This window comes from Kibdelosporangium banguiense (assembly GCF_017876405.1).
Lineage (GTDB): Bacteria > Actinomycetota > Actinomycetes > Mycobacteriales > Pseudonocardiaceae > Kibdelosporangium > Kibdelosporangium banguiense.
Genome location: NZ_JAGINW010000001.1, coordinates 7,955,533 through 7,977,236, shown reverse-complemented (window position 1 = coordinate 7,977,236; position 21,704 = coordinate 7,955,533). Strand labels below are relative to the sequence as shown.

The window sequence follows — 21,704 nt, the reverse complement described above, 5'->3', positions numbered from 1 at the left end:
GGCCGGTATGCAGTCGACGAGTTCTCCTGTGCGCATCACCGCGAGCGAGGGCGAGAACCAGCCGGAACGCACCCCGGAACTGGCGGCGCTGTACCGCGGGTTCGAGTCGGAGCTGCTGATTCCACTGTGGACCGAGATCGGCGATCTGATGCCGTCCGCGCCGCGGTCGAAGGCGTTACCGCACCTGTGGCGGTGGGAGCGGTTGCTGCCGATGGCCGAGCGGGCGGGCGAACTGGTGCCGGTGGGCCGTGGCGGCGAGCGGCGCGCGATCGCGCTGGCGAACCCCGGGCTGGGCGGCCGGCCATTCGCCACGCCGACGTTGTGGGCGGCGATCCAGTACCTCAATCCGGGTGAGGACGCGCCCGTGCACCGGCACACGCAGAACGCGTTCCGGTTCGTCGTCGAGGGCGAAGGTGTCTGGACCGTCGTCAACGGGGACCCGGTGGCGATGCGCCGAGGCGACTTCCTCCCGCAGGCCGGGTGGAACTGGCACGGGCACCACAACATCACCGACCACCCGATGGCGTGGATCGACGGCCTGGACATCCCGTTCCAGTACTTCACGGACTCGACCTTCTTCGAGTTCGGCCCGGACGAGGTCGAGACGCGGGAGGCGCCGGAGCGCTCCAGGTCGGAACGGCTCTGGGCGCATCCAGGCCTGCGGCCGCTGACCCACCTGGAGCCGGCCCCGGCAACGCCACTGCTGGCGTACCGGTGGGAGCACACCGATCGGGCACTGGCCGAGCAGCTCGCGCTGGAGGCCGAGGGGTACCACGCGACCATCGAGCCTGGACACGCCGCGGTGCGGTTCACCAACCCCACCACCGGCGGCGACATCATGCCCACGATGCGCACCGAGTTCCACCGGCTGGCCCCCGACACCGCGACCGCCCCGGTCCGCGAGGTCGGTTCGTCGGTCTACCAGGTGTTCGACGGAACCGGTGAGGTCACCGTCGCGGACGTGAGCTGGCAGGTGAGCCGGGGCGACCTGTTCGTGGTGCCGTCCTGGCAGCCGCTGACCGTGACCACCGACCGAGGGCTGGACCTGTTCCGGTTCAGCGACACCCCGATCGCCGAACGCCTGCACCTGCACCGCACGCACACCCCGGAGGACAACCGGTGAGACTGGCGACCATCCGCACCCCCGACGGCACCCGCGCCGCCCGCCTGACCTCCGAAGGCTATGTCGAACTCGGCGCCCCGGACGTGGGCGCCCTGCTGGAGCGGGAGGACTGGTCCGGCTACTCCGCCGAGACCGCCGGTCCAGTCCACCCTTCCGGCACCGAGCTCGCCCCGGTCGTGCCACGACCGGGCAAGATCGTGTGCGTCGGGCTGAACTACCGCACCCACATCCTGGAGATGGGCCGCGACCTGCCGGCCCACCCGACGCTGTTCGCCAAGTTCGCCGACGCGCTGATCGGGCCACGCGACGCCGTCCAGCTCGCCCCCGAATCATCCACTGTGGACTGGGAAGCCGAACTGGCCGTGGTGATCGGCAAGACCGTGCGGCGCGCCACCGATGACGACGCAGCGGCCGCGATCGCCGGGTTCACCGTGCTCAACGACGTCACCATGCGCGACTGGCAGTACCGCACCACAGAATGGTTGCAGGGCAAGACCTTCGAGGGCACGACTCCCATCGGGCCAGTCCTGGTCACGCCCGACGAGCTGCCTGGCGGGGTCCGCCCGGCACTGGCGATCAGCTGCTCGGTGGGCGGCGAGGTCCTGCAGAAAGCCGACACCTCGGACCTGGTCTTCGCCCCCGTCGACCTGGTGCGTTACGTATCCACGATCATGACCCTGCGCCCAGGCGACGTGATCGCCACCGGCACACCCGGCGGAGTGGGACACGCCCGCAAACCACCACGCTACCTCGCCGCCGGGGACCGCCTCGTCACCGAGATCGCCGGTATCGGCCGGCTCGACAACCCCGTGCAGGCCGGATGAGTGCCCGGCAGTGGACCGAGGCGGGCACGAAGCTCCTGCTCACCCAGGTCGACCAGCTCACCGACGCACAGTTCGCCGAGCCGACTGTGCTCGCAGGTTGGACCCGCGCCCACCTCGTAGCCCACGTGCACTTCAACGCCCAAGCCCTGCGCCGCCTCCTGACCTGGGCGGCCACCGGCGTCGAGCACCGCATGTACGCCAGTCCGGAACAACGCAACGCCGAGATCGAGTCCGGCGCCCAGCTCCCAGCGTCCGAACTACGGGCGCTGGCTCTGGAATCCGCAGAGGCATTGGCACACGACATGGACGCACTCACCGACGAGGCCTGGCAGCGGCCGGTGATCACCGCGCAGGGACGCACCGTGCCCGCCAGCGAGGTGCCGTGGCTACGCGCCCGCGAGGTCTGCATCCACGCCGTCGACCTCGACACCGGCCTCACATTCACCGACCTGCCCCAGGACTTCCTCACCGCACTGGCCACGGACGCAGTCAGAAAACACGCCGCAGCCGGACAAGTCGCCGACCTAGCCTCCTGGCTCACAGGCCGCGTCCCCACCGCCCCCGACCTCGGCCGCTGGCTCTGAGCATCATGCCGGGGTAATCGTCGCCGAAACCTCGGCGAGCAGCCGGCCGACGCGTTCCGTCCAACGCGCGCAGAGAACCAGATCGCGGGCCGGGTCAAAATTGTCCTGTTGTCGTTGTGCCGCCGCCTGATGCTGGGGTGCTGAATGTCGAGTTGGCGCCGGGTTGCCAGGCGTCTGCTGTGCCTGGGTAGCCGGCTTCCTGGCGTTTCACGCACTTCCACTCCACTGTGGTGTTGGGTGGCAATGCGGTCACTGTGCCTGTCCAGGTTGGGTAGGCGGTCGGCGACAGCTTGACCGCGCTCGCTACCGACCATTGGCCCAGCTGGGGTGTGCTGCCGACGGCGTATACCGATTGGCCTGGCGTTGTTGTGCCGTTGTTGCAGGTGAAGGTCGCGGACACTGGGGCCTGGCCGAGGGTGAACTGGAACGTCTTGGCTGACGTCACCGCCACTGATGCCGACTTCGCCACGACCAGGTTGCCGCCCGCGTTGTACCAGCCGGAGCCGGCCGCGTCGAACGCTGCCTTCGTCGGGTACTGCGTCAGTGCCACGCCACCAAGCGTCACTGCGGAAGCCTGGGTGTCTGTCACCAACTCGACCACGTTCGACCGCGATGACGGTGCACCCGTGTAAGTCCCGGACGACGCGGCGACCGAGACTGTTGCTGTCGAGCCGGAGCGTTGCTGGCTCAGCAGGGTTGTGCGCTTCGAACCGCTCTGGTAGCCGGTTGTCGCGCCGTCGTCTTCGGCCAGGGTGAAGTTGGACGCCATCGGGTCCGCGTACACCCGTACCACCAGTTCGCCCCGAGTCGAGTTGTCGGCTCGTTTGCCGGTCACGTTCATGGTCTGGCCGTCCACGTGCATCTTCGGCAGGATCGCTCCGGCTCGGGCGTACGTGGGAAGGGTGAAGTTCCCGTTGCGCCACAACGGTACGTCGTTCACCCATTGTCCTGTTGAGACGATCTGGGTGTTCGTGTGGTAGTCCCACCAAGTGCCGGTGGGAAGGTACATGTTGCGTGAGCGTTGTCCCGCGCCCGCGACAACCCCGACGAGCAGGTCACGGCCGATCATCTTCTCGTGGCCGATCTCGCGGACGTTGGGGTCGTTCTGGTAGTTGTAGACCAGCGGTGGCACGAGTGGGTCGCCATCCGTGTACGCCTTGTGCGCCAACGAATAGTAGTACGGCGTCAACTCGTACCTGCGGGCCAGGTTCGCCCGGTTGCTGGCCACGTTGCCGATGCTGTCGGGCGCCGTCTCCAGGCAGTTGCACAGGTTCTCGGTGTGCGGACGCACCGGCACGTCGAACCAGGCCGAGTTGGCGAACCACTGCGTGTACAGCTCGTCCAGGTCCGAGTTCAGCATCTCCCGGCGGAACCCGCCGATGTCCGAGCCGTAGTAGTCGATGCCGGACATCGACATGTGCATCTGGGTGTTCTGCTGCGAGGCGAGCGCGGTCAGTTTCGACCCGATGTCACCTGACCAGATCGCCGCGCCGGTCCGCTGGATGCCACCGGCACCGGACCGGGCGAGCAGGAACGGCCGTTTGGTCTCGGCGTTGTCCGTGTAGCCCTTCGCGATCGACAGCGCCCACTCCAGGTTGTACATGTTGTGGTAGTCGGCGTGGGCGTGCTTGCCAGGTAGTACACCCGCAGTCCAGTCGTTGCTGTCGTACATCTCTGGCTCGCCGAGGTCCAGCCAGTGGCCGGTGACGCCCTCGTCGACCAGGTGATCGCGCTGGTTGTTGTGCCACCTCGCGCCGGCCGCCTGCTGGGTCCAGTCGATCATGCCGCCACGGCCCCACCAGTCGTTGCCGGTCAGGTACACCGGCGCGCACGTCGAACAGCCCGCACGCACGAGATACCCGTTGGCGGCCATGTCCGCGTGCTGCGGCTGGTTCTTGCCGATGTAGGACTCCTCGATCGGGATCACGCCGACCCCGTTGGCCGAGGCCAGCGAGGCTATCTTCGCCGCCGGATTCGGGAAGTTGGTGGTGTCCCAGCTCAGGGTGCCCATCCGGGTGTTGTCCGACCCCGCTGTCACCCCGCCGAACCAGTTCACGTCCAGCATCACGCCGTCGGTCGGGAACTGGTCGGCCCGCAGCGAGGACAGGGTGGAGTCCACTTCGGACCAGTTGTCGTAGCCGAACTCCGACATCCACAGGCCGAAGGCCTTCTTCGGCGGCACGGGCGCGCGGCCGGTCAGCTCCAGGTAGTCCTTGCGCAGGTCCGGCAGGTTGGGGCCGCTCATCACGTACCACCGCAGCTGGTCGCCCCAGGTGTCCATGGTCCACGGGTCGCCGGTGAGGTTCCATTCCTGTTTGTACACCTGGTCGACGAACAAGCCGTAGTTCGCATTGTTGGCACCGACCGCGAGCAGCACAGGGATCTGCGCATTGCCAACAGGACCGTTGTCCGTGTCGTACACCATGGCGTTTCCGTAGGTTCCGCCTGGTGTACGGGTGCGGCCGACCCAGTCGCCGTCCGCGCTGCCGCCCATGAAGAACTGTTCGCCGAGGCCGTAGGCGTTCTGCATCGACGACTTCGTGAACGACAGGCCTTTCCACGCCTGGTTCAGGTTTCTCGGGCACTGTGTGGTCAGCAAAAGGTCCGGGTTGGGTACGGTGTCGTACACCGTGGCGCACAACGTCGACGTGTTGACCTCGACGCGGATCCCAGGTGTGGTGAGGATTCCGCCGTTCTGGGTGAGGCTGGTCGGGCCCGGGTAACTGGTCTTGGCCACCTGGCGGGTGGTGAACAGCGCCGAGCCGGTGCCTGGCCCGCTGCCTGTCCCCGTCTCGAAGTGGACCAGATCGTCGTCGAGGAACTCGACGACCAGATAGTTGCCGCCTGCGGTGAACTGCACGCGCTGCACCGCGGCCACAGCCTGCGGCACGAGCGCGGTCAGTCCGCTCGCCACCAGCAGCAGTGTCAGCAATAGTTTTCTCATGGCCTGGCCACCGTCACATTGTCGAGGTTGATAGCGCCGGTGTTCCCGGAGTCGTACGACAACCGGATCGCGTGTTTCCCTGCTGTCAGCGAGACTGTCAGCGAAGCCGTGCCCCACGTATCCCAGTTCGCTGTCGCAGGCAACGAGATCGTCCCTGCCGACACACCATCCACATAGACCGTTCGGGTCGCGGACGCGCCGGAGCCGTTGGCGTAGCGGAACTTCAGGTTGTGTGAACCACTCACGCTGTTGACGTCCACGCTCACCGAGCTGCCGGTCGCGGTGAAGCCATCGACGAATCCCGTGCCGGTGTAGCCAGGGTGGTTGGTGTTCGTCGATACGCCGGTGTTGTTGCCGAACTCGGCCTCGTACGCGGCCTTGTCGACTCCGTTGAGCACAACGGAACGCGCCGACGCACTGCTCGCCAGCTTCACGTACGTCAACTGCTGCGCCGGATCCCAGTACCAGCCCTCGGCCGCCGAGGAGAGCGCGGCCACCGAAGCTTGCTGGGTCAGCGCTGTGCCGCCCCTGGTCACCGAGGTCGGCTTGGTCGACGCGACCTGCAGCGTCGATGTGGTCGTCAGCGGCGGCACACTCACTGTCGCGGTATGCGTGCCGAACGACTCGGTCGAGGTGATCGTCCTGGTCGCGTTGGCCGAGTCCTCGAAGTAGTCGTAGCTCGACGTGCCGGACGGGTAGATCCGGAATACCAGGTTCTGGTAGCTGGTGACGCTGTTGCTGATGTTCCCGCCGAGCTCGTAACCGGCGTTGAGGTTCAGCGGGACGATCGCGCCCGCCTTGGCGTACACCGGAATCGAGTCTGTTCCGGCGGTGTACGACTTCGTGCCCGGTCCCTGAGCGCGGCCACCGTTCCAGAAGTCGTACCACTCACCAGCGGGCAGATACACGTTTTTCGACGTGGCGCCCTGGCTGGTGATCGGAGCGACGAGCAGTTGACGGCCGAACATGTACTGCTGGTCCTGCGCGGCGGCCGTGGCGTCCGAGCCGTACTGGATGCCCATGGCCTGCATCATCGGCAGGCCGGTGTTCGAGGAGTTGCGGCCCTCGGTGTAGAGGTACGGGATCAGGTTCATCCGGACGTTGGCGAACTTGCGGAACGTCGGGATGACACTCGAGTCGCCGGTGCGGGCCTGCACGTTCCACGGCGTACGGGCCTCTGATGGCGACGGGCTCGCCTTCTCCGAGTGGTACTGCATGACCGGCGAGAACGTGGCCATCGCGGTCGACCTCAGATACAGCTCCGAGCTGGGGAAACTGCCGGTGAACCCGGCCAGATCCCACGCCCAGAACGGGACACCGGACTGACCTGCGCTGATGCCGGCCCGTATGGCCTCCTGGAACGCGCCGAATGTCGACGCCTGGTCACCCGCCCAGAAGATCGAGTTGGCCTGCGCGCCTGAGGTGCCCGCGCGGCTGAACTGCACGCCCTTGCCGCCGGTCTTCGAGTCGATGTACGTGTTGTACGCACCCGTGTACGAGTTTGGGTACGCATTGTGCATCTCGTCGCCCTTGCGGCCATCGCCCGCGGTCACGTTACGGCCGAAGACAGCCTCGCTGCCATCGGTCTTGAACCCGTCGATGCCGACGTCGTCGAGCAGGTACGCCCGCTTGCTCATCCACCAGTTCGTGGCCGCGGTCTTGGTGAAGTCCGGCACCGTGCTGTCGCCGAACCACTGTCCAGTTGGGACCCGATACGGACCGCCCGCCCCGTCGCCGAGCACGTAGCCCTGCGCGGTGGCGTAGTCACGGTCGTTGACGTGCTGCTGCGGTGCAGTCGGTGGGTTGGTGTCGAAGTTCTGCTTCAGCACCGGGATCTGCCACAGTACGACCTTGACATTCTGGTTGTGCGCCGCGGTGACCATGGCCTTCGGGTTCGACCAAGCCGTACCCGAGGGGAAGGTGAGATCCGAATAGGACAATGCCTGGCCGCCGGGTTTCGGCGTGTAGGTCGCGCCGTGCCACAGGTAGAACGTGGCCTCGTCACTCCACTGCTCCAGCACGATGGCCGAGGTCGGGATGTTGTGGTTGGTGACGTTCGCCAGCTCGGTCATCACCTCGGACTGGGTGTTCCACTCGTTGGCCGACATCCACAGGCCGAACGCCCACTTCGGCGGTAGCTTGGGACGCGCGGTGGTCGCGGTGTACTTGTCGAGAACTTCTGCACGGCTACCGGTGTAGAAGTAGTAGTCGGCGGTGGAGCTCAGCGCACCGGATGTGTCCACAGTGAACCCGGCCATGTCCGGCAGGTGCGTTGCCAGGTTGAAGACCGAGTAGCGAGTGCTCGGCAGGTACACGCCGTAGCCCGCCGAGTTGGTGAAGAACGGCACCGACAGGTACGTCCGGTGGTTCGCGCCCTGGTCCTGGTACTGGTTGTAGACGTAGTTGTGCACGTCTTTGCCACGCTGGTCGAGGTAGTCGTAGCGCTCGCCGAAGCCCTCGAATCGCTCACCGGCCGGGGTGTACCAGTGGTCCTCGATCTTGGTGACGGTCGTGGCGCCGTCGCTCAGCCAACCGATGTTGCGGAACGTCGCCGGGTCGTATTGACGTGCGATCAGCGTGGTGCCGTCCGCTTTGTACACCGCGGCACGATAAGGGGACTTCTGGATCTTCACTTGGACGCCGGTGGTCGCGAGCGTGAGTGTGCCCGCACTGTCGGTGACAGTGTACGCAGAAGAGCCAGTGATGTTCAATCCGTTGCCGCTAGGGGCAATCTGCGTGCGGAAGCGGTCCACTGCAGGGAAGGCGAACCGGATCTTCGGAGTGAAGCTGCCCGCGGTGTCACCGGTGGTCACGTCCACGGAGGTGCCGTTGTTGACGAACCCCGTGACGTTCGACGGCCCGCTCCACGACGTGACCGCGAACGAGAACGGGCCGATGGTCCGTTCGCCAGTACCGTCCACATTGGCGCGCACGGTGTACGTGATCTGGTCGCCACGCGCGAAACTGCCCATCGACAGCGCCCAGTACGTGTTGTTGCCGCTGTTGTAGTCCCAGGAAGCGCCGATCGGGGTCTGGTTGACACCGTTCTTCGTCCATGTGATCCACAACGTCTGTCCTGAGGAGACCGGCCAGGTGGTGGCCTTCAGTACGACGTTCTGGCCGGCCACCGGATCGCGGGGTGCCCGCTCGGTCGCCTGCGTGCCGTACAACTCGTCGAAGCCGTACGGCGCGTGATAGACGCCGTTCAACACCCCGGCTGATGCCACCGGCGCGGTGACCACACCGAGCACAAGAATGGCCACAGCCAGAAACACCCTGGCCGGCCAGCGTTTTACCATCATCGACCCCGTTCTTCTCCCGGCACCGTCGCCGGGTTATTCAGCCGCCGGCACTGCTTTGCGTGCGGTGAGCGAAGGCCGCCCGGCCTCGTCCGGCCGGAGATTCGGCTGGAACAGCTCACCCAGGAACAGCCCGGCGGCACCCTGCGCCCATGCCTCGTCGTCCCAGGTGTCCACCACGGTTTCCAGATCGTGCTGGAGACCGTCGAACACCGCCAGCGACAGGGCCAGATCGAACTCCGCCCGCAACAGGTCGCTGACCCTCGTGCCTTCGCCGGCCAGGACGACCAGCTTCGGGTTCAGCAGGTTGACCAGATTGCCAACCGCCGTGCCGAGCAGCCTGCCCGCTGCCCGGAAGATCTCCCGTACTTCCGCGTTTCCCTGCCGGGCAACGGTTGCGGCCTCATCGAGGTCGACCGTCCGGCCGAGCACAGTGGACGCCTGCGCCCGCAGCGCCGGCTCGCCGATCAGCGCTTCCAGGCAGCCACGGCCGCCGCACGCGCACTCCGGGCCATCGATGATCACCTTGGTGTGGCCGAATTCGCCCGCGCCACCTGTCGCGCCGCGATAGAGCCGGCCGTCCAGCACGAGACCGAGCCCGACACCGCGCCCGATACTGACCACGGCCACGTCGTCGACGCCTCGGCCTGCGCCGAACCACTTCTCGTTGGCCACCAACGTGTTCACGTCGTTGTCCAGCGCGACTGGCAGGCCTGTTCTGGCGATGAGCAGATCCGCGAGGTCCACGTCGTGCCAGTCCGAGTACGTCGCGTGCCGCACGACCCCTCTGGCCCGGTCGACCACGCCCGCCATCCCCACCCCGACGCCGTACACCGGCCGGTCGCGCGCAGCTACGCGGACTCGAGCCACAGCGGCTGCGACCGCATCGACCACGGCTTCGACCGACGCGTCCGGAACAGCCGTCACGTCCTGCGCGACGATCGTCGCCTCCAGGTCCGTAAGCACTGCGATAACACGTGTCTCGGTGAGTTTGATGCCGACGACGTAGCCTGCGTCCGGCTTGAGCGCGAGCAGGACCGGGCGACGGCCGCCTCCGGACCGGCCGGTGGCGCGCTCCTCTATCAGCCCCGACCCGAGCAGTTCGGCGACGATCTCGGAGATCGTCGGCAGGCTCAAACCGGTGTGTCTGGCCAGGTCAGTGCGGGACTGCAACGGCTGGGTCCGCAGCCTGCCCAGCACGAGGGCGGCGTTGATCTCCCGGATCAACGCCTTGCTTCCGGCACGTATCGGCTGCATGGCCACCTTACTAAGGTCACCGAAGTAAGTCCGTCGCATCAACGCTAACCGGCGAACGCCGAGTGCGGACACCGCCGAACGGACGAGCTTGACACGATGTCCATCTGGACTTAATTTGCCACTAACTTTAGTCCTGAAGTAAGGGTGGTTCAGTGGCGAGTGTCTCCCCCAGCCCGCGGGGCGATCTGGTGCCCGCGGGGATCCTGGGCCTGCTCGGCACCCAGGGCCCGACCGCACGAGCGGACATCGCCCGCTCCCTGGGACTTTCCCCGGCCACGATCACCCAGGTGATCAAGGACATGCTGGCCCGCGGACTGGTCGAGGAACTGGCATCGGTCCCGTCTCGCGGCGGGCGGCCTGCCCGGCTGCTGGGTCTGGTGGCCCGGACCGGGGCGGCGATCGGCGCGAAGGTCACGGCCGACCACGTGGCGCTGGTGACGGTCGAGCTGGACGGATCGGTCCGAACGTCCACAGTGCACCCGTTCGACCCGCGTGACCCGGCGTCGGTCGGCGACATCCTGGCGACCGTACTCGACGACTCGGTGTTGGGCGTCGGCGTCGGGGTTCCTGGTTCGGTGGATGCACAGGCATCCGGGATCGTCGACGCGCCAACGCTCGGCTGGCACGACATGAAGCTGGGGCAGCGGTTGCGTGACCGGCTCGGTGTGCCGGTGCTGGTGGACAACGACGTGAACACTCTCGCTGCGGCGGAACGGCTTTACGGTGTCGGCCGCGAGCACTCGTCGTACTTGGTGGTGACGATCGGACGTGGAGTCGGCTGCGGCATCGTCATCGACGGCGCCATCTATCGGGGCGCGGCCGGTGGCGCCGGCGAGATCGGGCACATCCCGCTGACCGACGACGGCCCTCGCTGTGGCTGCGGCGCGGTGGGCTGCCTGGAGGCGTACATCGGCTCGACCGGCCTGTTGAGCGCGGCCCGTGCCAGTGGAGTCGTCGGCCCGCGCGGCCGGCTGTCCACATTGCTCAAGGCCGCGCGGGACGGTGACCAGGCCGCACGCGAGGTGTACGCCCAGGCCGGGCGGCTGCTCGGCCGGACACTGGCCGGTGTGGTGCACACCGTCGACCCGGAGGTGGTGGTGCTGATGGGTGAAGGCGTTGACGCGTGGGAGTTCTGGCAGCCAGGCTTCGAGGCCACGCTGCGTAAGCGGTTGCTTCCGGCGCGTCGCGAGCTCCCGGTCGTGGTCGAGCCGTGGAGCGAGGACCAGTGGGCGCGAGGTGCCGCGTCGCTCGTCCTGGTGTCGCCGTTCGACTCGGCAGGTACCGGTGGCGAACAGAGCCGCATGGTGCGTGACCGGCTCGGCAGCCCGTCCGGAGGTGCCTGATGACCGCGCATTTAGCCGAACCGAGGACATCCACACCGGTCCCCCCGCACGCCCGTGCGCCGCAACAAACCCCGGCCTCGGTCGTGGAAGCACTACGGATGGGTGCTGTTCTTCCTGCTGCCGAGTGCCGTTCCGCTGGTCGTTTTCACGATCGTGCCGATGATCACGTCGATCTGGGTGAGCCTGCACGAGTGGAACCTGATCTCACCGATGCGGTGGGTCGGGTTCGACAACTACATCTCCCTGCTCGCCAATCCCCAGACCGGCAAGGTCTTTGCGAACACCCTGCTCTACGTGGCCGGGTACCTGCCGTTGGTCTACGTCGGCGGGCTCGGCCTGGCGCTGGCGCTCAACAAGAAACTGCCCGCACGTGCGTTCCTGCGCGCGACCTACTTCCTGCCCGTGGTCACCAGCTGGGTCGTGGTCGCACTGGTCTGGAAATGGCTGCTCAACCCGTCGAACGGGCTGGTCAACAAGATCCTCGGCACGCTGGGGCTCGGCCAGCCGGGCTGGTGGACCGATCCCGACTGGGCGCTGTTCTCGGTCATCCTCGCCTCGGCCTGGAAGGACCTGGGGTTCGTGATGGTCATCCTGCTCGCCGGGCTGCAGGCCATCCCGAAGGACCTGTACGAGGCAGCCATCGTGGACGGTGCCGGCGCCTGGCAGCGTTTCTGGCGCATCACGCTCCCGCTGCTGACCCCGTCCACGTTCTTCGTCGTGGTCATCTCGCTGATCAACGGGTTCCAGGTGTTCGACCAGGTGTACGTGATGACCGGCGGCGGTCCGGGTGGCGCGAGCCAGGTCGTGGTCGGGCAGATCTACGACCTGACGTTCCGCTACGGCCGGGCTGGTGAGGCGTCCGCCCTGTCCTGGCTGCTGTTCGCGGTCATCCTCGTCGTCACGATCATCCAGATCCGTGGACAGCGCAGGTGGGTGCACTATGCGTAAGGCCGTCCTGTACGCCGCCGTTCTCGTCGGCGCCGTGATCATGCTGTTCCCGTTCCTGTGGACCGTCATCACGTCGATCACCCCAGGAGGATCGCTCGCGAACGGGCCGACGCTGCTGGTCAAGGACCCGACGCTGGACGCCTACCGGACACTGCTCGACTCCGTGCCGATGTGGCGGATCATGCTGAACTCGTTCGGGATCGCGATCGCCGCGACTGTGCTGCAACTGGTCACCGGCGCGATGGCGGGCTACGCCTTCGCACGGCTTGGATTCCCCGGCAAGAACATCGTCTTCGCGGGTTACCTGGCCACGCTGATGGTCCCGCTGCAGGTGCTTGTCGTGCCGCTGTTCATCGAGATGAAGACCTTCCAGCTCAACGACACCTACTTCGCGTTGCTCGCACCCGGCCTCGCCTCGGCGTTCGGCGTCTTCCTGCTGCGGCAGGCGGTCGCGAGCGTGCCGGCCGAACTGGACGAGGCAGCCACATTGGATGGTGCCGGACACTTGAGGATCTTCACGACCATCGTGATCCCGTTGATCCGCCCGACACTGGCGACCGTCGGCGTGTTCGCGTTCATGTCGAGCTGGAACAGCTTCCTCTGGCCGCTCGTGGTGATCCGCTCGCCCGAGTTCATGACCCTGCCGCTCGGCCTCTCGACCCTGCAAGGGCAGTTCACCACGGAATGGGACGTCGTCATGGCCGGCTCCGTGCTGTCGATCGTGCCGATCGCCGTGGTGTACCTCCTCGCCCAGCGCCACATCATCGCCGGTGTCGCCCACACCGGAATCAAATGAAAGGACCGACCCCCATGCGTCTCAGGACCGCGGCCGCCAGCGTAGGCGTGCTCGCGCTTGCGCTCTCCGCGTGCTCACAGGGCTCCGCGACAGCCCCGGCCACCTCGGCTGAGGGCACGACTGTCGTGCGGTACATGAACTTCTCGGCGAACAACGGCCACGAGAAAGACCTCGAAACGATCGTGGCAGCGTTCGAGAAGGAGAACGCGAACATCGACGTGCGGGTCGAGACCGTGCCGTACGCCGACTACTTCACCACGCTGCAGACCGCGGTCGCCGGTGGCACGGCACCCGACGCGTTCGAGCTGAACTACGAGAACTTCGTGACCTACGCCAAGAACGGCTCGCTTACCGAGTTGTCCGGTGTGGACTCTTCGAAGTACAAGAAGTCCCTTGTGGAGGCGTACGCCTCGGACGGCAAGCAGTACGGCCTGCCCGAGTCGTTCTCCAACGTCGTCCTGTTCTACAACAAGACGCTGTTCACCCAGGCCGGTGTCGCAACGCCGACCGCGTCGTGGACATGGGCCGATGAACAAGCCGCCGCGCAGAAGCTGACGAACAAGGGCGCAGGCGTGTGGGGCGACTACCAGCCGGTGACCTACAACGAGTTCTACAAGGTCCTGGCCCAGACGGGCGGGAAGTTCCTGTCGGAGGACGGAAAGCGGGCCACGTTCGACTCGCCCGAGGGCCTGAAGGCCGCCAACTGGCTAGTCGGCAAGAACGGCACCACCATGCCGACCGAGGCCGACGGCGCGGGCACGCCCGACTTCGACTCGAAGCTGTTCAAGGACGGCAAACTGGCCATGTGGCACAACGGGATCTGGAACTTCAAGGAACTGGCGGACGTGCCGTTCGAGTGGGACGTCGTGGTCGAGCCCGGCGACACCACCAAGGCGTCGGCCATGTTCGTCAACGGGCTGGTGGTGTCCTCTGCGAGCAAGGGCAAGGGCGCAGCCCAGAAGTGGATCACCTATCTGTCCGCTTCGGACACCATGACCAAGGTCCGGATGGACACGTCGTGGGAACTGCCGCCGGTCGCGGACGAGAAGAAACTGTCGGCCTTCCTCGACAAGCCGAAACCGGCAGGTCGCAAGGCCGTGTTCGACGCGCTGGAGAAGGCCGTGCTACCGCCGGTGATCAAGCGCCAGCAGGAGATGCAGGACGCGGTCACCAAGGAGCTCGGCGAGGCCGCCGCCGGTCGTAAACCCGTCGCCCAGGCGTTGAAGGACGCACAGACGGCTGTCAACGGCCTGCTCGGCTGATTCGTACTACGCAGAAACGGATCTCGATGAAGCTCTCCAGGGGGACCGCCCCGCTCAGCACCGACGAGCGAACGCGGCTGGTCGATCTCGCCAGGCGTAGCCACGCGGTGATCACGCGGTACCAGGACGCAGGCGGCGCCTACCCGGCGTCGCCGACGTTCTCGGCCTACCGCGGGTTCGCCTGGCTGCGTGACGGCTCGTTCACCGCGGAGGGGATCTCCCGCTACGGTGACGTCGATTCGGCAAACCGGTTCCACGACTGGTCGGCCGGTGTGCTCACCCGTCGTCGCTCCGAAGTGGACTCACTGGTGTCGGCCCGCGCAGCGAACGAGCTGCCACCAGTCGAGCGGATGCTGCCGACCCGGTTCACGTTCACCGGCGAGAACGGGTCGGACCCGTGGTGGGACTTCCAGACCGACGGCTACGGCATGTGGCTGTGGGCGGCCGTCACGCATGCTCATCGGCACGGTGCCGACGCCGGCCGTTGGCTGCCCGGTTTCGAGGTCGCGGTGGACTACCTGCTCACAAGCTGGGACCGTCCCTGCTACGACTGGTGGGAGGAGCACGTCGAGCACCGCCACGTGTCCACCCTCGGCGCGATTCGCGGCGGTCTCGTCGCTGTCGCGGAATTCCTTGACCCGGCTCGCCACGACGCGGCGCTGACCGTGGCCGAGGAGATCCACACACTCGTGCTCACCGAGGGCGTTGTGGACGGTCACCTGACAAAGTGGCTCGGCACGTCCGATGTAGACGGATCGCTGCCGTCGTGCGTGGTGCCGTTCGGGCTGGCCAACGGGCCGCTCGCAGACGCGACGCTCGCAGCGGTCGCGGCGGATCTCGATGTCGACGGAGGCGTACACCGGTTCACCGCTGACGTGTTCTACGGCGGCGGCCAGTGGCTGCTGTTGTCGGCGTTGCTCGGCTGGAACCTCGCCGCACGCGGCGATCTCGATGGCGCCCTGCGGCACCTGCGGTGGATCGCCGCGCAGGCCGACGCCGACGGCCACATGCCGGAGCAGGTGCCCCACCATCTGCTGCACCCCGGCTCGCGCGACGAGTGGATCGCACGGTGGGGCACCGTGGCGAATCCGTTGCTGTGGTCGCACGGCATGTACCTGATCCTGGCCGACGAACTGGGTCTGCTGGAGGACCGCACATGATCACGCACCGGCCGTACGGTGTCGAGCACCCTTACGCCACTTCGCCCGACCAGCGAGTGCCAGTACTGCCGCTCAGCGGTGAACGGGTCCGGCTCGGCGTGCTCGCCGCCGATGTCGACGCCGTGACCTGTGAGTTCGACTCGGTTTCCTTGTCAATGAACAAGGTCACCGAGGCGAGTTCCGACGCAGCCGCCCTCGCCGGCGGCGAGGGCCACCTGTCCGCAGCCCAGGCCGGCGCCCTTGGCGGAGAAGGCGGCTGGTCGGTCGAGACACCAGAGCTGGTGGCTGGCAAGACATATCGTTACCGCTTCCACTCAGCTCTGTCCACTACAGACTGGTTCGAGGTCTCCCCCGCAGAGTGGACCAGCGAACCCGTCGGCACGGTGAACGGCTCGCTCGTCGGCGATGTCGAATGGCTGGTGTCGGCAGCCGGTGTGCACCGGGCACGTTTCACACTGCCCCTCGCACCCGGTGAGCACGTGGTCGGCTTCGGCGAGCGATACGACGCCGTCGACCAACGCGGCAAGCGTCTCGACGCAGTCGTGTTCGAACAGTACAAGGCGCAGGGCAAACACGGCCGGACATACCTGCCGATGCCATTCGCGCACGTCATCGGTGGTGCGGGCTGGGGATTCCACGTTCGCACATCCCGGCGCACCTGGTACGACGTAGGCGTGTCCACACAGGACAGGATGACCGTCGAAGTCGATCTCGGCGACAAGCCCACTGTGGACGTGGCGATCTACCACGGCGACCCAACTTCGGTGCTGCGTACTTTCCTCGACGAGGTCGGCCGCGCCGAAGAGCTGCCGCCGTGGGTGCTCCGCCTCTGGGCGTCCGGCAACGAGTGGAACACCCAGGACATCGTGATGTCCCGGATGGACAGTCACCGTGACCTGGACATCCCGGTCGGCGTGATCGTGATCGAGGCATGGAGCAACGAGGAAGGAATCACGATCTTCCGCGACGCCCAGTATCAGGTCACAACAGATGGCAAGGCGGTCACCGATTTCACCTACGCCGGAGCGTGGCCGTCTCCCCGCGAGATGATCGCCGAGCTGCACGCACGAGGAATCAAGGTCATCCTCTGGCAGATTCCGTTGCTGAAGACCGATCCTGACCTGGGCGAACAGGTACAGGCAGACGCGCAGGCCATGGTGAGGGACGGTCACGCGGTACTCGAGGCCGACGGAAGCCCGTACCACAACAGAGGCTGGTGGTTCCCCAAGGCATTGATGCCAGACCTGACGGTCGAACGCACCCGTAAATGGTGGACCGAAAAACGCCGCTACCTGATCGAAGACCTCGACATCGACGGCTTCAAAACCGACGGCGGCGAACACGCATGGGGCCACAACCTGCGATACGCAGACGGCAAACGCGGCGACGAGGGCAACAACCTGTTCCCCGTCCACTACGCGCGCACATTCGGCGATCTGCTGCGCTCAGCAGGCAAGGCCCCGGTCACATTCTCCCGCGCAGGCTTCACCGGCTCACAGGCCCACGGCATCTACTGGGCCGGCGACGAGGACTCAACCTGGGAAGCCTACCGCTCCTCGGTGATCGCCGGCCTGACAGCAGCAACCTGTGGAATCGTCTACTGGGGCTGGGACCTGGCCGGCTTCTCCGGCCCAGTACCGGACGCAGAGCTGTACCTGCGAGCCACCGCAGCCTCAACATTCATGCCGATAATGCAGTACCACTCCGAATTCAACCACCACAAAAAACCAATCCGCGACCGAACCCCCTGGTACGTCGAAGAAACAACAGGAGACCCCCGCGTAGTGAAGGTATTCCGCCGATTCGCAACCCTCCGCGAACAACTACTGGACTACCTAACCGAACAAGCACGAGTAGCAGTAACCACAGACCGCCCACTCATGCGCCCCCTGTTCTTCGACCACACAGACCCAACCATCTGGAATCACCCCCTGCAATACCAACTCGGCGACGACCTACTGATCAACCCAGTAACAGAACCCAACGCCACAACATGGACAACATACCTACCCCCCGGCACCTGGATCGACGCCTGGACAGGCACCCCCGTCACCGCCGGCCTGGTAACCCGCGACGTGCCAATCGACGTCGTGCCCGTCTACTGCCGAGCCTCAGCATGGCCCACCCGAGCACCACTGTTCGACATTTAGAGCAGATCGGGTGGACAAGGCTACTTCGCGAGCGTGTCGCGTGCCCCGAGCGCCCGGAGCACGTCACGCTGGTGCTCGTTCAAGCCTATGGCCCCAGTGATGTCGATCCCTTCGTAAGGTCGTCGCGCGATCAGCATCTTCATCGTCGTTCCGTCAAGCCGCCACACGCGAGCCGTGCCGTCAATGCTCCCGCTGAGCAGGCGGTCGCCGCTGACGTCGAATGCCAGACCACCGATGCCCTGGGTGTGACCGGTGAATTGGCCGATGCTCGTCTGCTCACCAATCCGCCATAACCGGATGGTTCGATCATCACCCCCGGTCACAACGGTTTGATTGTCGGCGTGGCATGCGACAGCTGTCAGGTAGCCGCTGTGGCCGGCGAACGTGCCGATGTGGCTGCGGGTGGCAAGATCGTAGACGGTGGCGACCTCGTTGCCGAGGGCTGCGACCAAATGCCGGCCGTCGGGGGTGATGGCCGGCGCAGTCACACCACCGAGGTGGCCACTGCGCAGCACCGTGATGAGCTCCCCTGTGCGGGCGTCTCTCACGTGCAGTGCGTCGTAGTGGTCACCTCCACCTGTGATGAGCAGGTTTCCATCCGGGGTATAGAGAATGGGACCAGCGGCTGAGTCGTACGCGTCGATCGAGTACAGCCTCTTGCCGGTCACCGTGTCCCAGCTCATGATCGCGTGGTGCTGCCCGCTGCTGGCCAGTCGCCTGCCGTCCGGGCTGAACACGACTTTGGACACGTAGCCCTCATGGCCGGTCAGTACATGCAGGCAGCGTCCGGTCGCGGTGTCCCACAACCGGATCGTGCGGTCCGCGCCCGCGGACACGAGCAATGACCCGGCGCGATCGAACTCGACAGTGGCAACCGACTCACCGTGGCCCTGCCACGTTGTCAGGTAGTCCCCCTCGTCGGTCCACAGATGGATCTCGCCGTTGGCTCCGGCCGTGGCGATCAGCCCTGCCGACGACCAGGCCACTGCTCGCACGGGTTGCTCGTAGCCTTCCAGCTGGAGTTGGCACTGCCCAGAGGAAAGGTCCCAGACCCGCACCGTCTGGTCGTAGCCGGCGCTGACGAGGCGGGCCGCGCCGGGGACGAGCCGGATGCTGTTGACACCAAACCGGTGTCCGTCGAGACGGGAGTCCAGCGCTCCGGACTCGCAGTCCCACACCTGGACGACGGAGTCGCCGCCACCGCTGGCAAGCAGAGGCTGGTCGTGCAAGAACGTCAGAGACGACACACGTTCGGTGTGCGCCATCGCGTGTGGTGACGGCGTTCCTTCCGGCCACCGCCAAGCCGTGATCCAGCCGCCGTAGTCTCCGGCGGCGATCCACCACGTACTCGGCGATCACAGGCTGCGTGCCGAACCTGCCCGCGCCTACCGGGTCAGCCAGCGTTCGGCTCGTCAGCATGGCCAGAGCGTCCACCACCCGGCGTTTGCCGGCCGGTGGTGGATTGAGGCACTGTTGAATTTCGTCGACCGTGACCGGTTCGCGGCGTACCGCGAGCCAGGTGAGCACATCCTGGGCCAGTGGGTCGAGCCGTGCCACCTGACGCTCCAGCAGGCCATGGGTCTCACCGCTGGTCGCCACGTCATCAGTCAGGAACGCGCCGATGTCACCGTTGTAGAGCGCCCGGATGTTCCCGGCAGCGATGATCAGCTCCAGTGGGTTGCCGCCGTAGGCGTTTATGACCTTCGCACGGTCCTCCGCCGATCCACCCACCTGGTGTGCTTCGATCAACTCCAGTCCCGCTTCGTCGTCCAAGCCTCCCAGTCGCATCAGGTGCGCGGCGTCAGGGGCAAGGAACGTCGGAATCTCACGTGTAGTGATCAGCACCTGGCTGGCGTGGTCCTCACGCGCCATCATCGCCAGGAACGATTCGTAGTCCGCGCAATCCTCGCGCAGGCGCCCGGTGTGTTCCCCCGCACTCAGCAAGGACTCCAGGTTGTCCAGCACGAACAGACACCGCCGGGCCCGAAACTGCTCCAGCACCATGGGGAACAGCTCCCGGGCATCCATATCGGCGTCCGACCGGAAATCCGGGATGAGCAATGCGAGAAGTTCGCGTAGCACCGACCCCAGCGGCTGGCAGTTGTAGACCGACCTCCAGAACACGACGTCGCACTGGGGTGCGACAGACCGAGCGAACGTCGCGGCCAGTGCGGTCTTGCCCATACCGCCTCGCGCGACCACCATCACGACCGGATGCCTTTTGTCCCAACAATGGCGCAGCGTCGCGAGTTCCGATCGTCTGCCGCGCAACACCTTCTGGACTGGGGCCTGGCCCAGGTCGGCCACCCGGCCACCGTCCGTCGATGCCGGTGAGGTGGTCAACGACGATATCTGACGGCGCAGCTCCGCCAGTTCCGCCAAGGTCTGGGCCGCGAGTTCGGTGGCGGACCGTTGGTCGGCCAACCGGTCTGCCACCAGTGCCAGAATCCGTTGCACTTCGTCAAAGAACCACGAGGGATGAACCTGCACGTCACCGACTTCGCCGGCTTCGGCGGTCAGCAGCCCCGGATTCGTCAGTATCCGGTGCACCAGTTGGTCGGCGAGAGCGGCGCGTTCCGTGTTCACATCGTCTGGCACGGTTTCGGAAGACAACGCGTCCCGGAGGTAGCGCGGGCTCGAACCGTCCAACAGTCTCTGAAGTAACAGCGTGACGTGTAGCTGAATTGTCCCGGCCTGTATGACCGTTCCAGCGACTGTGCCGGAGACCTCGTTGTGTGTGCCTCGTGGAGAATCGATCACCGCACCCTCCAGGTGGCAATCGCGGTCATCACAGGGTAGCCGGTCGTTCAGTGAGCGGAGAGGCCGACGAGAACGGGCTCAGGCATGAGCATCGGCGTCTGCAGACCGTGGCGGTGGAACAAGGCGGCATCCTGCGGGCGATTCGGCATGACTTCGATCATCACGACATGCCCATGCCTGCCGCTGGTCTGCTCATGGAAGCCGTAGGTCGGTTTCACCTGCAGGTCGTCGGCTTCGGTGAAGGTCTTGCCACCCCAGCTCAGGATGAACAGGTCGGTTTCGCCCACCGTTCCCACGACCCGGTATGCCGGCGCGAGCCTGTGCGCCGACGTGCCTTGGCGCACGGAGATGGACGTGACCTCGAACAGACCTGTGGCCTGATCGCTGTCGATGGTCGACAGTTCGGCGGGCCAGGGCTCAGTGGCCCCGATGGGGGTGAAGTCGCGGTTACGCCGGAAATCGTGCCTGCGGTCGAACTCGGTGAGGGCTGCCTCCTGCGGAACCACGCCACAGATCGGCGTCAACGCGGTGCGTGTGAACCCGCGTGCGGCCATGTAGAAGCCGATGAGATTCGACGGCAGATCCTCTTGGGAGAACGAAGAAGAGCCGATCAGGTCCGTCCACTGCTGCTGGGTCTCGAAGGCGAGCGACAACTGCTTGAAGATCGCCAAGGAGACCTGGAGAACCTCGTCGGCCGACAACGCGCGCAGCAGTCGTACCTGCACGGACGCCGAGGAGAGAATCACCCCCGCGGCCGTGGAGGTCATGTCGGGAGTGGAGAACTCCTGTTGTGGCGTGGCACCGAACGCGTTCGACGCTTGGCGGACCCTGTCGATCAGATTCGCCGGCAAGCCCGGTGAGGCATGCCCCCAATCGATCCACCCACATCGAGTCGAAAAATCGTACCGGCTGCCGACATCGGCTCGTTCGGGCACGCGCTGCACCGACAGCACTGTCCGGCCGGCCGAATGGGCGGTCGGCTCGGCATGAGTCCGGCTTTCCTGGGCCAGCAGACGATTCACCATCTGATTCCCCCCGCTGGCCTGCAGTCCCAGGATCGTCGCAGGCCCTGACGCCGACGGCGATTCGGCCGGGCGAGCGGCAGCCATGGGCCGCGCGGCCGGTTCGGTGAGGGTGCCCGGTATTTCCTCGCCGGGCGCGGTCCGCGGGCTTCGTCCGGTCATTGGCCTCATCCGCTCAGGTACACGTATATGAAGCAGGTGCGGCCGACCGGCACGGCAGCAATCCCCACGG

Annotated in this window: 14 protein-coding genes and 2 pseudogenes; 9 read left to right on the top strand and 7 right to left on the bottom strand. The window is 66.1% G+C overall.

Features of this window, described 5'->3' with window-relative positions; genetic code table 11:
- Positions 1-7: 7 nt before the first annotated feature.
- Genes JOF56_RS36590 through JOF56_RS36580 form a run of 3 tightly spaced genes read left to right on the top strand, consistent with a single transcriptional unit; the run spans position 8 to position 2,531 of the window.
- Positions 8-1,123 (top strand): cupin domain-containing protein, encoded by a 1,116-nt coding sequence (locus tag JOF56_RS36590; protein ID WP_209644005.1) that lies wholly within the window; start codon positions 8-10, stop codon positions 1,121-1,123.
- A complete protein-coding gene (locus JOF56_RS36585; RefSeq protein WP_209644004.1) occupies positions 1,120-1,947 on the top strand; it encodes a fumarylacetoacetate hydrolase family protein in 828 nt (275 codons plus the stop codon). Before JOF56_RS36590 ends, JOF56_RS36585 begins: the two co-directional genes overlap by 4 nt.
- Positions 1,944-2,531: a maleylpyruvate isomerase family mycothiol-dependent enzyme gene (locus JOF56_RS36580; protein WP_209644003.1), complete on the top strand. Its 588-nt coding sequence runs from the start codon at positions 1,944-1,946 to the stop codon at positions 2,529-2,531. Before JOF56_RS36585 ends, JOF56_RS36580 begins: the two co-directional genes overlap by 4 nt.
- 94 nt (positions 2,532-2,625) lie before the next feature.
- Here the strand turns inward: JOF56_RS36580 and JOF56_RS36575 are convergent, their stop codons facing one another.
- The 3 genes from JOF56_RS36575 to JOF56_RS36565 all read right to left on the bottom strand — a co-directional run bounded on the left by JOF56_RS36575 (position 2,626) and on the right by JOF56_RS36565 (position 10,031).
- Positions 2,626-5,475: a TIM-barrel domain-containing protein gene (locus JOF56_RS36575; RefSeq protein ID WP_209644002.1), complete on the bottom strand. Its 2,850-nt coding sequence runs from the start codon at positions 5,473-5,475 to the stop codon at positions 2,626-2,628.
- Positions 5,472-8,738 carry a TIM-barrel domain-containing protein gene (locus JOF56_RS36570; protein ID WP_209644001.1) on the bottom strand — a complete coding sequence of 1,089 codons (3,267 nt, stop codon included), beginning with the start codon at positions 8,736-8,738 and terminating at the stop codon, positions 5,472-5,474. Before JOF56_RS36570 ends, JOF56_RS36575 begins: the two co-directional genes overlap by 4 nt.
- A 72-nt stretch (positions 8,739-8,810) precedes the next feature.
- Positions 8,811-10,031 carry an ROK family transcriptional regulator gene (locus JOF56_RS36565; RefSeq protein ID WP_209644000.1) on the bottom strand — a complete coding sequence of 407 codons (1,221 nt, stop codon included), beginning with the start codon at positions 10,029-10,031 and terminating at the stop codon, positions 8,811-8,813.
- A 152-nt stretch (positions 10,032-10,183) separates the two neighbouring features.
- Here JOF56_RS36565 and JOF56_RS36560 point away from each other — a divergent pair, with 152 nt between their 5' ends.
- The 6 genes from JOF56_RS36560 (at position 10,184) to JOF56_RS36535 (ending at position 17,690) form a co-directional block, all read left to right on the top strand.
- Entirely contained in the window at positions 10,184-11,374 is a 1,191-nt protein-coding gene (locus JOF56_RS36560; protein WP_209643999.1) for an ROK family transcriptional regulator, read from the top strand.
- A gap of 102 nt (positions 11,375-11,476) precedes the next feature.
- Positions 11,477-12,322, top strand: a complete 846-nt coding sequence (locus JOF56_RS36555) for a carbohydrate ABC transporter permease (protein WP_209643998.1) — start codon at positions 11,477-11,479, stop codon at positions 12,320-12,322.
- Entirely contained in the window at positions 12,315-13,118 is an 804-nt protein-coding gene (locus tag JOF56_RS36550) for a carbohydrate ABC transporter permease (protein ID WP_209643997.1), read from the top strand. Before JOF56_RS36555 ends, JOF56_RS36550 begins: the two co-directional genes overlap by 8 nt.
- A gap of 14 nt (positions 13,119-13,132) precedes the next feature.
- The gene (locus JOF56_RS36545) at positions 13,133-14,380 is read left to right on the top strand and encodes an ABC transporter substrate-binding protein (RefSeq protein ID WP_209643996.1); all 1,248 of its coding nucleotides are present in this window, start codon (positions 13,133-13,135) and stop codon (positions 14,378-14,380) included.
- 26 nt (positions 14,381-14,406) lie between these two features.
- A complete protein-coding gene (locus JOF56_RS36540) occupies positions 14,407-15,540 on the top strand; it encodes a glycoside hydrolase family 15 protein (RefSeq protein ID WP_209643995.1) in 1,134 nt (377 codons plus the stop codon).
- Entirely contained in the window at positions 15,537-17,690 is a 2,154-nt protein-coding gene (locus JOF56_RS36535) for a glycoside hydrolase family 31 protein (RefSeq protein ID WP_209643994.1), read from the top strand. The genes JOF56_RS36540 and JOF56_RS36535 overlap by 4 nt, the downstream gene beginning before the upstream one ends.
- A 20-nt stretch (positions 17,691-17,710) precedes the next feature.
- Here JOF56_RS36535 and JOF56_RS36530 read toward each other — a convergent pair whose 3' ends face one another.
- The 4 genes and pseudogenes from JOF56_RS36530 to JOF56_RS36525 form a co-directional block, all read right to left on the bottom strand.
- The gene (locus JOF56_RS36530) at positions 17,711-18,685 is read right to left on the bottom strand and encodes a WD40 repeat domain-containing protein (RefSeq protein WP_307855416.1); all 975 of its coding nucleotides are present in this window, start codon (positions 18,683-18,685) and stop codon (positions 17,711-17,713) included.
- 96 nt (positions 18,686-18,781) lie between these two features.
- Positions 18,782-18,955, bottom strand: a pseudogene (locus JOF56_RS60840) (hypothetical protein); the annotation flags it as partial.
- Between the two features lie 487 nt (positions 18,956-19,442).
- Positions 19,443-19,895: pseudogene (locus tag JOF56_RS60835) on the bottom strand (NACHT domain-containing protein); the annotation flags it as partial.
- 602 nt (positions 19,896-20,497) lie between these two features.
- Complete coding sequence (locus JOF56_RS36525; protein WP_209643992.1) at positions 20,498-21,634, bottom strand: hypothetical protein; 1,137 nt, start codon at positions 21,632-21,634, stop codon at positions 20,498-20,500.
- Positions 21,635-21,704: the final 70 nt, after the last annotated feature.